The sequence below is a fragment of the Prosthecobacter vanneervenii genome (assembly GCF_014203095.1).
Taxonomy (GTDB): domain Bacteria; phylum Verrucomicrobiota; class Verrucomicrobiia; order Verrucomicrobiales; family Verrucomicrobiaceae; genus Prosthecobacter; species Prosthecobacter vanneervenii.
The window spans coordinates 455,411-469,013 of sequence record NZ_JACHIG010000004.1; the positions used below are offsets into that span (position 1 = coordinate 455,411).

Below are 13,603 nucleotides of genomic sequence, written 5' to 3' on the forward strand. Positions count from 1 at the left end.
GGTGGAAAGGTTTACTTGGTTTTGGAATAGGCGGCCCACTGAGCCTCGATCCATTCGGCATCAGGGACACCATCGAAGACGAGGATGCGATACTTGGAGACGTAAGGTTTGCCGGGCTCGATGGACCAGTCGCCATCCTGCGAGGGGGCGATGCAGAGCTGCGGGTTTTTCGGATTGAGGCGCAGCGGCTGCGGAAAGCGAAAGTTGGAGGGATGAATCAATATCGCCATGCCGGCAGGCATGCCATCCACCTGGCCGCCGATGTGGACCCACTTGCCCTTGGTCGAGTCTCCTTTGAGGCGGTCATGCCCTTCACTGGTGAGCATCGTCACGGCATCGAGCGGATTCCACGCCTGATTTCCACGCACGCCGAGGCCGCCGTAGTGGTACTTGGGCAGCCTCAGCGGTTTGTCAGTGGCACAGGTCTGAGTGCTCGTGAGGTCGATGATGTTCGTCAGCTTCCCATCCAGCTCCTTCTGCGCCACCGCCACCTGCCACATCTCGCTCAGCACTTTCTGATCAGGGGCGTGACTGTGATCCAGAAACAGATGCCGACTGATGAAGCCACCGCCATCCACACCACCCCAGCTCTTGTCCAGCTTATCGAAGCGTACTTCCGCCAGGATCTGATCTCCGCTCTTGTCCTTGCCCTCGCCTTTGCCCTGATTCCAGAAGTCGGGGTGCGATTCGCCAAACTCCGTCTTCGTCCACGCCATCCAGATGCCGCGATGCCAGCGGTGGTCTTCCGGGTGGTTGCCAGTCACCAGCTTGCCGCTGGGCGAATAGACCGGGTGCAGATGTGCTCCGTGTTTGAAAACAGCGGCCACTCCCTCAGGCACCTCGCCAGCCTCCATTTGATAATCGCAGATGATTTTTCCCCCGGCGCTGAAATGCAGTACGGAGCCGCTCTTCTCCACCTGAATATCTGCGGCGGAGGAGCGGAGTGCTGGCAGGGTGGCCAAGACAGCAGTGAGGAGAAGGGTTGGCTTCATGACGATGGAACGGCCCGCTGTATCACAAACTCGCAGGCTTTACGAGAGTTCCCGCTTTCACCACGCCGCCCTGCATCACGGCCATGAGGTTGTCGCGGTTTTCGAGAAGAGAGATGTCCTTGAGCACATCCCCCGCCACCACGAGCACGTCCGCCAGCTTGCCTTTTTCGAGTGTGCCGATCTCCTTCTCACGGCCCATCATCTTTGCGCCGCCAAGCGTGGCGCACTTGATCGTGTCCAGCGGTGAGAAGCCCACGTAATCGACGAAGAAGGTCAGCTCCTGCGCGTAGGTGCCGTGCGGGGTCCAGGCAAAGCCGTAGTCGCCACCGAGCCCCAGGGTCCCACCAGCCTTTAGCACTTTGCGGCAGCTTTCAGCACCAGCTTCAAGAGTCTCCTGGTGGCCGTCCAGCACGCGCTGGGACAGGCCAAATTCCTTGCCGCGCTGCACGCTGAAAAGCTCAAACCCCAGCCCGGGGCACATCGGCACGTTGCGCTTCAGCAGCAGATCCAGGCACTCGTCATCCATGAAGGTGCCGTGCTCGATGGCATCATAACCAGCTTTCAGCGCGTTGCGGATGCCCTCGGTGGCGCGGCAGTGGCCGGTGACCTTGAGACCGTGATTATGCGCCGTGGCCACCACGGCATGCATCTCTTCAAAGGTCATGCACAGGGTGTGATGATCGTTGATGTCGGGAGAGGCGGCATCTCCGGTGGGGTAGGTCTTCACCCACTCGATGCCGTCTTTGACCAGTTTGCGCACGGCAGTGCGGGCCTGCTCGGGACCATTCACGATGAAGACGATGCCCTCCATGCCGATGCGGCGGTAGTCGGGGTTCCAGTCCATCAGCCCGCCTGCGCCGCAGATCTCGCGGCCGCTGGCGCTGAGGCGCGGGCCGGGGATCATGTCTTCCTCGATCGCCTTCTTCATCCAGACATCGATGTTGTGCAGGCAGCCCCCGCTGCGCGCGGCCGTGTAGCCGCACTCCAGCGCGGTCTTGGCATTCACGCCAGACTGCAGGGTCACGTATTCCACGGGGTACTTGATGTCGAGGTCCTGCAGCTCGGACACATTGAAGTAGGTCAGGTGAATATGCGCCTCGATGAGCCCCGGCATGATGGTGCCGCCCTTGGCATCGATCACGCGTGCGTCAGTAGCAGCAGGCGGTGCGTCAGCGGCAGGGCCTGCGTAGGTAATGATGCCGTCGGTGATGATCAGCGCGGCATTGGGGACAGCGGGCCTGCCCGTGCCATCGACGAGCTGGCCGTTTTTGACGATGGTGGTGCCTGGTTGGAGCTTCATGGTGCCAGGATGCTATCGCTTTGCCCGGCGCCGGGATAGAACAGGAGCGGCAGGGCTTGGAACATTCGCGGCGGCGTATTTTTCGCGGTAGGCGCCAGGTGTGAGGCTGGTGACGCGGCGAAATTCGCGCGTGAGATGGCTCTGGTCTGCGAAGCCGCAGCGCAGGCCGATGGCGGAGATGGACTCTCTCGTGTCCACCAGCAGGCGGCAGGCGGTCTGGATGCGCAGGCGGCGCAGATACTGCTGCGGCGGCAGGCCATACTCGCGGAGAAAGCTGCGTTCAAACGCCCGCGCCGACATGCCCACGGCGTGCGCCATTTCCGCATTGGTCACGGATTCACCCAGCCGGCGTGTCATCAGTGAAATGACGACACCGAGGCGGATGTCCCCACGCTGGTCGATCTGCGCGGCATCCAGCATGCGCGTGATGCCAGCCGTGCCCACGACGCGGCCCCGCGCATTGCACACCGGCTTTTTGGTCGTGAAGCACCACGCCGCCGTGTGGTCAAACCGGCCCACCAGCTCAAGCCGGCCCTGCACCGTCTGCCCCGCCAGCACGGCTTCATCACCTGCCCGGAAATGCGCCGCCAGGTGCGGTGGCGAGAGATCGTCGTCTGTCCGGCCCAGCACCTCCTCCAACCGCTGCATGCCATAGTTCAGCAGAAAGGTGCGGTTCACCCAGAGGTAGCGGCGCCTCGCGTCCTTGATCCAGGCCTGCACGTCCGGCAGCGCGTCAAAAAGATCGCGCAGGGCATCGGCGGCGGATGTGGCGGCGGCATCGGCTTTCACAGTCGGGAGACTATCTGGAACGCTATCTGCTCGCATGTGGAATCATGCAGGCAGGAAAAAACGTGAAAACTCATCAGGCCATTCCAGCAGGTCCAGAGGGGGCTCACGCATGGATTGACACCCCCACCCGTCGAGCCTACTCTCCGGTCCGTGTGCGTCCCTCGACGGACGCAGACACGGAAAATCGGGTTCACGCCATGACCTGTTCTCTGAAATGTGCGCCATGGCACAGTTTTCATATCTGAACCGATGAACCTCTACGTGAGCAATCTTCCTTACACGATGACGGATGAAGAACTCCAGGGCGAGTTCGCCGCCTTTGGCAATGTCTCCAGCGCCCGTGTTGTCAGAGACCGCGACACGGGCCGCTCACGCGGATTTGCCTTCGTGGAGATGCCGGTGGAATCCGAGGCGCTCACAGCCATCAATGCCCTGAACGCCAAGGAGATCGGCGGGCGTGCCCTGCGTGTGGTGGAGGCCCGGCCAAAAGAGGAGCGTCCGCAGCGCCCCTTCGGTGGTGGTGGGGGCGGCGGCGGACATCGCAACCAAGGCGGTGGAGGAGGTGCGGGCGGCAGGCGCGATTCACGCTCAGACTGGGACCGCAACAAACGCTCCTAGATCACCCTTACTGCTTCGGCTGGTACTTCGGATATCGCTGCTTCAGCTGCTCCATCATGAGCTTAGCCTTGGCTGCATCTCCTGCTTTTTCCAGCACCTGAGCTGCCTTGTAGAGGGCGGCTGGAGTGACGTCAGGATCTTCAAAGACCTGGCTCGGCACGGCATACTTGGCGGCAGCGTCTTTCCATTTCACCGCTGCCGCATCCTTCTGGCCTTCAGCGGCCAGCTTGTCGCCCTGGGCGGCATAGATGTCACCTTCCAGCAGGAGCAGCTCGGCCTGTAGCTTGCCGTCTTTCACCACCTGCAGGGCCTCCTGGGCGGCTTTGTCGGCATCGTCAAAGAGCCCCTTGCCCAGCTGGGCGCGTCCTTTGGTCAGCAGGGCACGAGAGCGTGTGGCGCTGTCCGGATTCGAGAGGAGGAAGTTGTCCGTGGCCTGGATGCTGGCGTCGTATTGCTGGTTTTGCAGCTGGGCCATGCCCAGGTAGTTCCATACCACCGGCTCGGTGTTGGCCGGAACCTGCGGGGTGACCGCAAGTTCCAGGAAGCGCGCGGCACGTTTGAAGTCATCACTGCTGAAGAGTTTGAGCCCCAGCCATTTCAAAACATTGGGCGGCACCTGGCCGTCTGGCTTGGACTGCAGGTAGTTGTCGATCGCCTTGGCCAGACTGTCGGCGTTCTGTCGCGCGTATTCGCACAGGATGATGAGCTGGCTGGATTTTTCGAGGTAGCCTTTGCTGTCCAGTTCGATGGAGCGGCGTAGTGCGGGCACGGCCTTGTCGTAGATCTTCTGGTCAAAGTTGCCGCGCCCGACCCCGTAATAGGCCTGGGCACCTGCAGTAGTGGTGGGGAATTTTTTCAGCAGCGTCTCAAAGGCGGTGACGGTGGCCTTTGGATCCTTCTGCTCCATGGCGATGAACCCCAGCTGCAGCCACGAGAGCTCGCAGGCGTCTGACTTGGGGAAGTCCTTGGTCACGTGTTCAAAGTCAGCCTTGGCCTTGGGCAGATCACGCGCATCGCGGTTGGCCATGCCGCGGCGGGCAAAGGCCTTGGGAAGGTATTCGTGGGCAGGATACTCGTTGATGAAGCGGGTGAAGGTGCCCACCGCTTCCTGGTGCCGTCCGGCCTCTCCCTGAGCCCAGCCCATGTTAAAGAGTGTGCCCGGGCGCAGTTTCTCAGGCAGCTTGTCCAGATTGATCTCGTTGTAGCTCAGGGCCGCCTGCTGGTATTCAGCTTTGTTAAAGTAGAAGTCGGCACGGATAAGACGTGCGAGGGAGAGAAACTCATGGTTCGCCTGCTTCTGCGCGTAACGGGTGATGAAGGCCGTGGAAAATTCGCCGAGGTCCTTGTCATTCAGCAGGTAAAAGCAGTACAGCTTCCAGTAGCCCGCCTCAAAAGCTTCGTCGGTGTCTGCATGATACTGCTCGATCATCAGGTACACCTCCACGGCGCGGGCGTAGCTTTTGCGTGTGCGGTACGAGTGGCCCACCAGCAGCAGCATCTTGGCGCGGGAGGGGCCCGGAGGCAGAATTTCGGAGTTCTTGTTGTAGTATTCAATGACGCCGTCGTAGTCGCCCTTGGCATAGAGAGACTGGATGATGCCCACCAGCGAGATGCCGCGGTTCTGCTCGGTCGTCTCCGGCATGCGCAGCGCCTTTTCAAACATGGCGATGGATTCGTCCGGCTTCTTGAGCTCGGCATAGAGCACCGCAGCGCGGATGCTGGCCTCGGCGATGATGGCGCGGTCTCCACTGGTCTTGACGAGCTCGTCAAAAATGGGCAGAGCCTCGGTTTTCTTGTCCTGTCCCAGATAGAGGCTGCCAAGCGTGAGCAGTGCTGTCTCGCGGAAAGGGTTGTCGGTTTTCAACGCGATCACGCTGCTCAGCGCTGAGGCCTGCTTTTCCTTGTCTCCGGCCATGCCGTAGGCGCGGCTTTTGTGGTAGGCGGCGGCCAGCTTCACCTGCGCGCTTTTCGTTCTCGCCTCGCAGAAGGTGAAATACTTGGCCGAGTCGGCAAACTTGGAGTCGTTGAAGGCCATCGCCCCGAGGCGGTAGGCGGCAGATGGCGCACCATCACTCGAGGGGTAGCGGTTTACCACCTCTTCGTAGTAGCCGCCGGCCTGCTTGAGCTGGTTTTGCTTCATGTAGCACTCGCCTACACGGAAGAGGGCTTCTGGCACCAGCGTGGCAGTGGGAAACTGCTGCAGGTATTTGGCATACGACTGCGCTGCCATGCCCCACTCCTGGCGGTCATAGGCCAGCGAGGCAAATTCAAACATGTCATCCCCTGGCTCCTTGGCTTTGGCGGCAGGGGGCGCAGACTTGGGGTCATCCGTCACTGGCTGTGCCTTGGGGGGCGTCTTGCCCACGGGGATGGCCTTGGGCACACGGTCATCATCTTCCACCGGCAGTGCTCGAGGGGCCTGCTGGGCCATGGAGGAAAGAGTGGCCACGCAGAAAAACACTGGCAGCAGGCGGGGCGCATGACTGCGCGGGCTGGTTGGGAGCTTGGCGGCGGTCATCTCACTTGGTCGTGGCAGCAGGTTGGTCGGCGTCAGGTTTGCGCGTGGCGAAGGCAATGTTCCAGATGCCTGCCTTCTGGCAGGTGTCCAGTACGCGGATCACGTGCTGATAATCAACGATTTCGTCTCCGCGCAGGATCACGGCCTGGTCCTTGTAGAGAGCGACGATGTTCTTCAGCTTCACCAGCAGCTCGTCGGTGTTGAATTTCTGGCCGTTCACCAGGATCTCGCCGTCTTTTTTGATGTTGATGATGATCTCGCCGACATTGCGGGATTCCTTTTCTTTCCCTTCCTCGGCGGCGGGCACGCTCACATCCATGACCTGCTCCTCCTTGGCATACTGGAAGGTCACGGCAAAGAAGATCACGAGCAGGAACAGCACGTCCACCAGCGGGGCCAGCTGCATGGGAGTGGGCTCAATGGAATGCTGTTTTCTGAAATTCATGTCAGGAAGGTTGCGACGCGGGCAGGAGACGAAATCAAACCAATGAATGCCTCTTTACTGGCCGGCAGCGGCACGTGCTGCGCGCTTGTACTGCACCGCCAGCAAGGCCATCAGGTGGGTCGTCGCAGCCTCCATTTCGGAGATCAGCCGGTTCACCTTGCCACGGAAGATGGCGTAGAAGATCAGCGAGGGAATGCCGATGACGAGACCGGAGGCCGTGCAGAGCAGGGCCTCGGACACCCCCTGGGCCAGTCCCAGCTGGTTGGACCCACCGACACCCTTGCCGGAAATCTCGTGGAAGGTGGTGATCATGCCCAGCGTGGTGCCCAGCAGCCCCAGCATGGGGGCCACGGCGCCGACGTCTCCCAGGTAGGCGATGCGGGCCAGCAGCAGGCTGGACTGGCGGTTGCCCTCGGCCTCGGTCACCTCCTTCACCTCTTCAAAACTAGCGGTGGGATTACGCGTGGCAAAGTCCAGTGTCTTGGAGGTGATGCGGGCGATGCACTCGTTGCGGCGGTTGCACACAGCCAGCAGCCCCAGGTAGTCCTGTTTGCGGATCAGCGCATCGGCCGAGTTCATAAAGGCATCGCTCACCACCGTGCCCTGCCGAACCGTGAGGGCGAAGAGCACGATCATGAAAAACGCCACCATCGATAAGGTGATCAGCGGATAGGCCATGACGCCGGTGCGCTTCACAAAGCCTTTGAACGTCAATGCATCGCTATAAGGGTTCTCATCCACGGCGGGGGCCTGAGTCACGACGACACCGGGAGCAGCCGGTGCAGGCTGCTGGGCCTGGGCGTTGATGTTCATCACGAAGATGAGCGCCACCAGCACAGCCAGGGCGAGGAAGATTTTTCGGTGCATGAGGCGGCGACTGTAAACGTGTGCGCCAGCCTTGCAAGAGGCCGCTGGCTGGCTTTCCCGGGCCGTCAGGCCAGCAATTCCCGCACCACTTTGCACTCGTTTACGCCCGTCAGGCGGAAATCGAGGCCGGCGTAGCGGTACGTGAATTTTTCGTGATCAAAGCCCAGAAGACGCAGGATGGTGGCGTGCAGGTCGTGCACGTGCACCGGGTTTTCCGTGGCTTGGAAGCCAAATTCGTCCGTCGCACCGTGCGTGTAGCCGCCGCGCACTCCCCCGCCGGCCAGCCACATGGTAAAGCCGTAGTGGTTGTGGTCGCGGCCATGCTGCTTGCCGGCGTTCGCCCCGGGGGTGGGCAGTTCCACGGCGGGGGTGCGTCCAAATTCGCCCCCCCACATCATCAGGGTTTCGTCCCAGAGACCGCGCTGTTTCAGGTCGCTCATAAAGGCGGCCATGGCCCCGTCCGTCTGCTGGCCGAGCTTCCGGTGGTCGAGAATTTCGTCATGGTTGTCCCAGGGCTGGCCTGCGCCGGTCCAGAGCTGGATGAAGCGCACGCCGCGCTCCAGCAAACGTCTGGCGATGAGGCACTGGCGGCCAAAGTCGTGATCGCCGTACATCTTTCGGACAGATTCAGGCTCCTTCATGATGTCAAACGCGTCCGTGGCCTCCATCTGCATGCGGTACGCCAGCTCATAGCTTTGCACGCGGGCCTCCAGCAGCTGGTCACGGTCCTGGGCCACCAGATTACGCTGGTTCAGGGTCTGCAGCAGGTCCAGCTGGCGGCGTTGCTGCTTCAGGTCCAGGGAGCCGTTCTTGATGAACTCCACCAGCTTGTCCACCCGGGTGTCATCTGTGTTGATGTAGGCGCCCTGGTAGGCGCTGGGCAGGAAGGCGGACTGCCAGTTCTTCGTGCGGCGGGTGGGCATGCCGCCCGGGCACATGGAGATGTAGCCCGGCAGATTCTGGTTCTCACTGCCGAGCCCGTATGTCACCCAGGAGCCCAGGGTGGGGCGGTTCAGGCGGCCCTCGCCGCTGTTCATCAGCCCCAGGGAGGGCTCATGGTTTGGCACGTCGGCGTGCATGGAGCGGATGACGCACATGTCATCGGCAAAGGCTCCGGTCTTCTCAAAGATCTCGCTCACCTCTAGGCCGCACTGGCCGCGCTTGGTGAACTTGAAGGGGGACTTGAAGCCCGCCCCGGTCGGCCTCTCGGTTTTGAGCACGTTGGGCAGCGGTTTGCCGTCGTATTTGTCCAGCATCGGCTTCGGGTCAAAGGTGTCCACATGGGACGGCCCGCCGTTCATGAAAAAGTGCACTACCCTTTTCGCCTTTGGAGTGAAGTGCGGGCGCTTCAGCGCCATGGGGTCCATCGTGGCCGCTGCGGCCTGCTGGTCAAACAATGAGCTGGCGGCCACGGCACCAAAGCCCATGCCCACGCGCTGCAGCAGTTCACGGCGCGTCAGAAAGGCATGCTCCAGATTCGGGGCATGATGTGAAAAAGAGGGGTTCATTGGGGGTATGAAAGATACGTCCCGCAGAGGGGATGTTTTCGCAGGATCCTTTGCGCGAAGTTTATAGCACAGGAAAGCGCAAAAAAGGAGCAGAAGCTGCTGATGGAAGATCCGCTTATTCAGCGTATCAAAAATACCCCCCCAAATGTCTCTGAATCTACGCCATTTTGCTCTGGCCGCCTTTGTCGTCGGCCCGTTGTCCCTTTCCGCCGCTCCGGCATGGAAAGACGCTGAAGTCGTTTTAAAGGCCAAGTGCTACGAGTGCCACAACCCCAAGAAGAGCAAGGGAGAGGTGGATCTTCAGCAGTTTGCCGCTGATCCCCAGCTGGCCAAGCACTTTGATGTCTGGCTCAAGGTCAAGGACACCATCGAAAACGGCGACATGCCGCCGCCCAAGGCGCATCAGATGTCCGACCAGGAGAACAAGACCCTCCTCGGCTGGGTCAATGGCGAGCTCGATGCCCTGGCTGCCGCCCAGTCCGGCGATCCCGGCCCCGTGACCATGCGCAGGCTGACCAACGCCGAATACGACTACACCATCCGCGACCTCGCCGGGCACGACTACAGCCTGGCCAAGGAATTCCAGACCGACGGCGGTGGTGGCGAAGGTTTCAGCAATACCGGCGACGTTCTCTTCATGAGTCCGGCTGCACTGGACAAATACTTTGGCGCGGCACGCAAGGTGGCCGATTTCGCCACCATCATGCCGGGCACCGGCATCGTGTTCAATTCGCAGCGCATCGGCCTGCGTGGCCCGGAGCAGGTCAAAGCCCAGGCCCAGCAGGCCTTGTATGTATGGTATCAGCAGAAGGCGGCGCCGCATCTTCCCAAGGACTTTGATGACATGCGAGAGGCGGACTACATGATCGCCTGCTGGAAGCACAAGCACTTCAAGACCCCGCTCGAACAACTCGCCAAGGAAGGCGGGCTGCAGCTGCCCTTCCTGCAAAACTGGAACAATCTCGTCAACGCCACCGAGCCCAAATCACGTTTCCTTGATCTCACCCGCGTGGCCTGGCGCGAGCTTCCTGTGCCCGATGCCGCCAAGCCCGGCCAGGTGCCGCAGGCCGTGACGGACGGTGCCAAGGCCATCCAGGCCCAGCTCCTTTCCTGGAACAATCCCAAAAAGCCCGGCAGCGGTGTGCAGCGCCAGCAGCAGGATGCCGACGGCATCCGCGCCTACCAGATGAACATCGAGGTGAAGGGCAAGAAGCAGGCCTTCCTGTGCATCGGCGACGATGGCGACGGCAACAAAGGAGACATCGCCTTGATCACCAAGCTCGATGTCCGCACCACCAAGGGCCATCTGCAATACATGGACTGGCTCAACAAGCAGATGGGCGAAGACCAGAAAGCCCTCGCCGCCACGCCCCCTCCGGCCAATGCCGAAGCGCTGAAGCAGCGCATCGCCGAGCTGGAAAAAGTGAAAAGCGCCTTCGGCAAGCACCCGCAGGGCCGCCAGATCGAGCCCGGAGTGCTGGCCATCGCAGCGCCGCTGGCTTTCACCCTCCCGCTGCCTGAAAACGCCACCTGGCTGCATGCCGAGGCCCGCCTGGATCTGCAAAATCCCGACATTAACGACGGCACCATTCAGTGGGCGCTCACCTCGGACAAGCCCTACGACGTCACCAAGATCATGCCCGGTGTGCTCACCGTGTGGAAGACCCAGACCGATGCCGCGCGCAACACCATGCGAGATTTCGGCGTCATGAAGCAGGCCTTCCCGGACATGTATGAGCGCCGTCTGGAGGAAGTGGCTGGTAATCTCTATCGCTGGAAACCGGGCATCACGGTCTATTACTTCAGCGATGATCAGCTCGGCCAGCTCCTTGGGCCCAAAGACCGCGATCATCTCGCGGCCATGAAGAAGGACTTCGGCTACACCGCCAATCCCAAACTCAATCCGCAGCAGCAGAAAGAGTTCGACTCCGCCCTGCTCGGCCATCTGCGCTACTTTGCCGGTCGTGCCTGGCGTCGTCCCCTCACTGCTGAGGAAGGGCAAAAGCTGGATGCCCTCTACTTTGAAGGGCGCAAAAAAGAGCTCGATCGTGAATCGGCCGCACGCGAGGTCGTGGTGCGCGTGCTGGTTTCCCCTTTCTTCCTCTTCAAGGCGGAGACGCTGCCGCTGGCCAGCAATCCCACGGGCGATGTGAAGCTCAATGCCCACGAGCTGGCTTCGCGCCTCAGCTACTTCATCTGGGCCTCCCAGCCCGACTGGGAGCTGCGCAAGGCCGCTGATGACGGCAGCCTTCTCAAGCCCGAAGTCCTCGCTGCACAGACCAAGCGCATGCTGCGCGACCGCAAGGCCACGGCGCTGGCCAAGGAGTTCTCCGGTCAGTGGCTGAAGTTCAACGGCTTCGACGAAAAGAGCACCGTCGATGAAAAGAAGTATCCCGAATTCACCACCGAGATCCGTAACGACATGCAGCGGGAGACCATCGAGTTCTTCTCTCATCTCGTGCGCGATGACCGCAATGTGGGCGAGATCATCGGCGGCGACTACTCCTTCCTCAATGAGCGCCTCGCCAAATTCTACGGCGTGCCCGGCGTCACCGGCGGCGACTTCCGCGAGGTGAAGGTGGCTCAGCAGCATCGTGGCGGCCTGCTTGGCATGGGCGCCATCCTCACCAAGACCTCCCGCCCCAACCGCACCAGCCCCGTGGTGCGTGGAGACTACCTCTACCAGGTGGTGCTCGGCTTCAGTTCACCGCCACCGCCGCCGAACGTGCCCAAGCTGCCGGATAGCGCCGTGAAGCCCGCCTCTCTGCGCGAGGCCCTCATGGTCCACCGTACCGATGCCGCCTGCGCCGTCTGCCATGAGCGCATCGACCCCCTCGGCTTCGCTCTTGAAAGCTTCGACCCCATCGGTCGCTTCCGCACTGCCGATGAAACGGGTGGTAAGATCGACGACACCGGCGAGCTCAAAGACGGCACCAAGTTCCAGGGCCTGCCCGGCCTGCGCGACTACCTCAAAAAGAACGAGGCCAATTTCACCGCCCAGTTCTGCCGCAAGCTCCTCGGCTACGCCCTCGGCCGCCAGACCATGCCGAGCGACAAATCGCTGCTCGCCAAGATGCAGGCCACCCTCAAGCAGAACGGCGGCAAGTTCTCCGCCGCCGTCCTCGAAGTCGTCAACAGCCGCCAGTTCCTCAACCGCCGCAGTGAGGCCGTCGTCGCCTCCTCCAATCAATAAAAACACCTCGCCACTCGTCTTACTGTTATGAATCTCTCTCGTCGCAAATTCCTCCGTGGCTCTGGCATCGCCCTCGGCTTGCCGTGGCTTGAATCGATCAACTCCTTCGGAGCTGATGCGGTGAAAAACAACACTGCGCCGCGTCGCCTCGCCGTGTGCTTCACCGGCAATGGAGTCAATCCGCACCACTGGGGTGCCACGCAGGGCGCTGGCGGCATGGAGTTCATGAAGACCCTCTCGCCGCTGGAGCCGATCAAGAAGCACATCAGCGTGTTTAAGGGCCTTTGGAATCCCACCACCGTGGAAGGGGAAGGCGGACACTACCCCAAGATGAATGTGCTCTGCGGCCTTAAGGTGAAAAAGACCACCACGGATGTTGAAGTCGGCACCACCATGGACCAGCTCGTGGCCGCGCAGACGGGCAAGTTTACTCCTGTTCCTTGCGTTGTGCTGGGCACCGAGCGCCCCAGTTACAGCACCGACTCCGGTTTCACCTCCATCTACTCCGCCTACATCTCCTGGAGCACGCCGACGACCCCTGCGCCCAAGGAGATCTTCCCGCAGCAGGCCTTCGACCAGCTCTTTGATGACGGCAGCAAGCGCAAGCGCGACAAGAGCATCCTCGACCTCGTGATGCAGGACGCCGGCGCTTTGAAGCCCAAGCTCAGCCAGCGCGACAAGCAGAAGCTCGACGAATACCTCACCTCCGTGCGCGAGATCGAGCAGCGCGTCGAGCTCGCCGAAAAAATCAGCCAGGCCGAAACCCGCGGCGCAGGCTGGCAGCCCACTGTCAAGGTGCCCACCCTCGCACGTCCCGGCTCCGGCATCCCCACCAGCAGCGAGGACCACCTGCGCCTCATGTTCGACATCATGCTCCTGGCCTTCCAGATGGACCGCACCCGTGTGGCCACCTTCATGATGAACAACGACCTCTCCAACATGCGCTTCCCCAGCCTGGATGGCATCAGCGGCGGCATCCATGAGCTCTCCCACCACGCCAATGACGAGCACCGCCTGGACATGTACCAGCGCGTGAACCAACACCAGGTGAAGCTCTGGGGCGAGTTCCTCACCAAGATGCAGGCTACCAATGAAGGCGAGCGCACCCTGCTGGAAAACAGCATGGTCATGCTCACCAGCAGCCTCTTCGACGGCAATGCCCACGACTCCCGCCAGCTCCCGGTCGTCCTCGCCGGCAACGGCGGCGGCACCATTCAGGCGGGTCGCTTCCACGATCTCAGCGCCGACCCCAACCGCAAAATGTGCCGCCTCCACATCGCCCTCATGGACCGCATGGGCCTCCACGTCGGCCACTTCGGCGATGCTGAGAACGCGTTGGCGATTTGAGGAATCGAAAAGAGAAGGTGCCTGAA

10 protein-coding genes are annotated in these 13,603 nt (G+C 61.5%); 3 read left to right on the plus strand and 7 right to left on the minus strand.

Annotated features, from left to right (window positions below; all coding sequences use genetic code 11):
- Positions 1-11 precede the first annotated feature (11 nt).
- Genes HNQ65_RS12010 through HNQ65_RS12020 form a run of 3 tightly spaced genes read right to left on the minus strand, consistent with a single transcriptional unit; the run spans position 12 to position 3,081 of the window.
- Entirely contained in the window at positions 12-992 is a 981-nt protein-coding gene (locus tag HNQ65_RS12010; protein ID WP_184339767.1) for a DUF6807 domain-containing protein, read from the minus strand.
- 22 nt (positions 993-1,014) lie between these two features.
- On the minus strand, positions 1,015-2,292 hold the full coding sequence (locus HNQ65_RS12015) for a metal-dependent hydrolase family protein (protein ID WP_184339768.1): 1,278 nt from the start codon (positions 2,290-2,292) through the stop codon (positions 1,015-1,017).
- 12 nt (positions 2,293-2,304) lie between these two features.
- Positions 2,305-3,081, minus strand: a complete 777-nt coding sequence (locus tag HNQ65_RS12020; RefSeq protein WP_184339769.1) for a helix-turn-helix domain-containing protein — start codon at positions 3,079-3,081, stop codon at positions 2,305-2,307.
- A 249-nt stretch (positions 3,082-3,330) separates the two neighbouring features.
- Here HNQ65_RS12020 and HNQ65_RS12025 point away from each other — a divergent pair, with 249 nt between their 5' ends.
- Positions 3,331-3,699 (plus strand): RNA recognition motif domain-containing protein, encoded by a 369-nt coding sequence (locus tag HNQ65_RS12025; RefSeq protein WP_184339770.1) that lies wholly within the window; start codon positions 3,331-3,333, stop codon positions 3,697-3,699.
- A gap of 7 nt (positions 3,700-3,706) precedes the next feature.
- Here the strand turns inward: HNQ65_RS12025 and HNQ65_RS12030 are convergent, their stop codons facing one another.
- From HNQ65_RS12030 to HNQ65_RS12045, 4 genes are all read right to left on the minus strand, one after another.
- On the minus strand, positions 3,707-6,217 hold the full coding sequence (locus HNQ65_RS12030; protein ID WP_184339771.1) for a tetratricopeptide repeat protein: 2,511 nt from the start codon (positions 6,215-6,217) through the stop codon (positions 3,707-3,709).
- 1 nt (position 6,218) lies between these two features.
- A complete protein-coding gene (locus tag HNQ65_RS12035) occupies positions 6,219-6,662 on the minus strand; it encodes an ExbD/TolR family protein (protein WP_184339772.1) in 444 nt (147 codons plus the stop codon).
- Positions 6,663-6,716: 54 nt separating this feature from the next.
- Positions 6,717-7,529 (minus strand): MotA/TolQ/ExbB proton channel family protein, encoded by an 813-nt coding sequence (locus HNQ65_RS12040; RefSeq protein ID WP_184339773.1) that lies wholly within the window; start codon positions 7,527-7,529, stop codon positions 6,717-6,719.
- A 65-nt stretch (positions 7,530-7,594) separates the two neighbouring features.
- The gene (locus tag HNQ65_RS12045) at positions 7,595-9,037 is read right to left on the minus strand and encodes a DUF1501 domain-containing protein (protein ID WP_184339774.1); all 1,443 of its coding nucleotides are present in this window, start codon (positions 9,035-9,037) and stop codon (positions 7,595-7,597) included.
- A 145-nt stretch (positions 9,038-9,182) separates the two neighbouring features.
- Between HNQ65_RS12045 and HNQ65_RS12050 the strand changes: the two genes are divergently transcribed.
- Both HNQ65_RS12050 and HNQ65_RS12055 read left to right on the plus strand, forming a co-directional pair.
- Entirely contained in the window at positions 9,183-12,230 is a 3,048-nt protein-coding gene (locus HNQ65_RS12050) for a DUF1592 domain-containing protein (protein ID WP_184339775.1), read from the plus strand.
- A 27-nt stretch (positions 12,231-12,257) separates the two neighbouring features.
- Complete coding sequence (locus HNQ65_RS12055; RefSeq protein WP_184339776.1) at positions 12,258-13,577, plus strand: DUF1552 domain-containing protein; 1,320 nt, start codon at positions 12,258-12,260, stop codon at positions 13,575-13,577.
- Positions 13,578-13,603 lie beyond the last annotated feature (26 nt).

Coding starts and splice junctions, on each gene's coding strand:
- HNQ65_RS12010 (WP_184339767.1), bottom strand. CDS start 992: ATGAAGCCAACCCTTCTCCTCACTGCTGTCTTGGCCACCCTGCCAGCA.
- HNQ65_RS12015 (WP_184339768.1), bottom strand. CDS start 2,292: ATGAAGCTCCAACCAGGCACCACCATCGTCAAAAACGGCCAGCTCGTC.
- HNQ65_RS12025 (WP_184339770.1), top strand. CDS start 3,331: ATGAACCTCTACGTGAGCAATCTTCCTTACACGATGACGGATGAAGAA.
- HNQ65_RS12030 (WP_184339771.1), bottom strand. CDS start 6,217: ATGACCGCCGCCAAGCTCCCAACCAGCCCGCGCAGTCATGCGCCCCGC.
- HNQ65_RS12035 (WP_184339772.1), bottom strand. CDS start 6,662: ATGAATTTCAGAAAACAGCATTCCATTGAGCCCACTCCCATGCAGCTG.
- HNQ65_RS12040 (WP_184339773.1), bottom strand. CDS start 7,529: ATGCACCGAAAAATCTTCCTCGCCCTGGCTGTGCTGGTGGCGCTCATC.
- HNQ65_RS12045 (WP_184339774.1), bottom strand. CDS start 9,037: ATGAACCCCTCTTTTTCACATCATGCCCCGAATCTGGAGCATGCCTTT.
- HNQ65_RS12050 (WP_184339775.1), top strand. CDS start 9,183: ATGTCTCTGAATCTACGCCATTTTGCTCTGGCCGCCTTTGTCGTCGGC.
- HNQ65_RS12055 (WP_184339776.1), top strand. CDS start 12,258: ATGAATCTCTCTCGTCGCAAATTCCTCCGTGGCTCTGGCATCGCCCTC.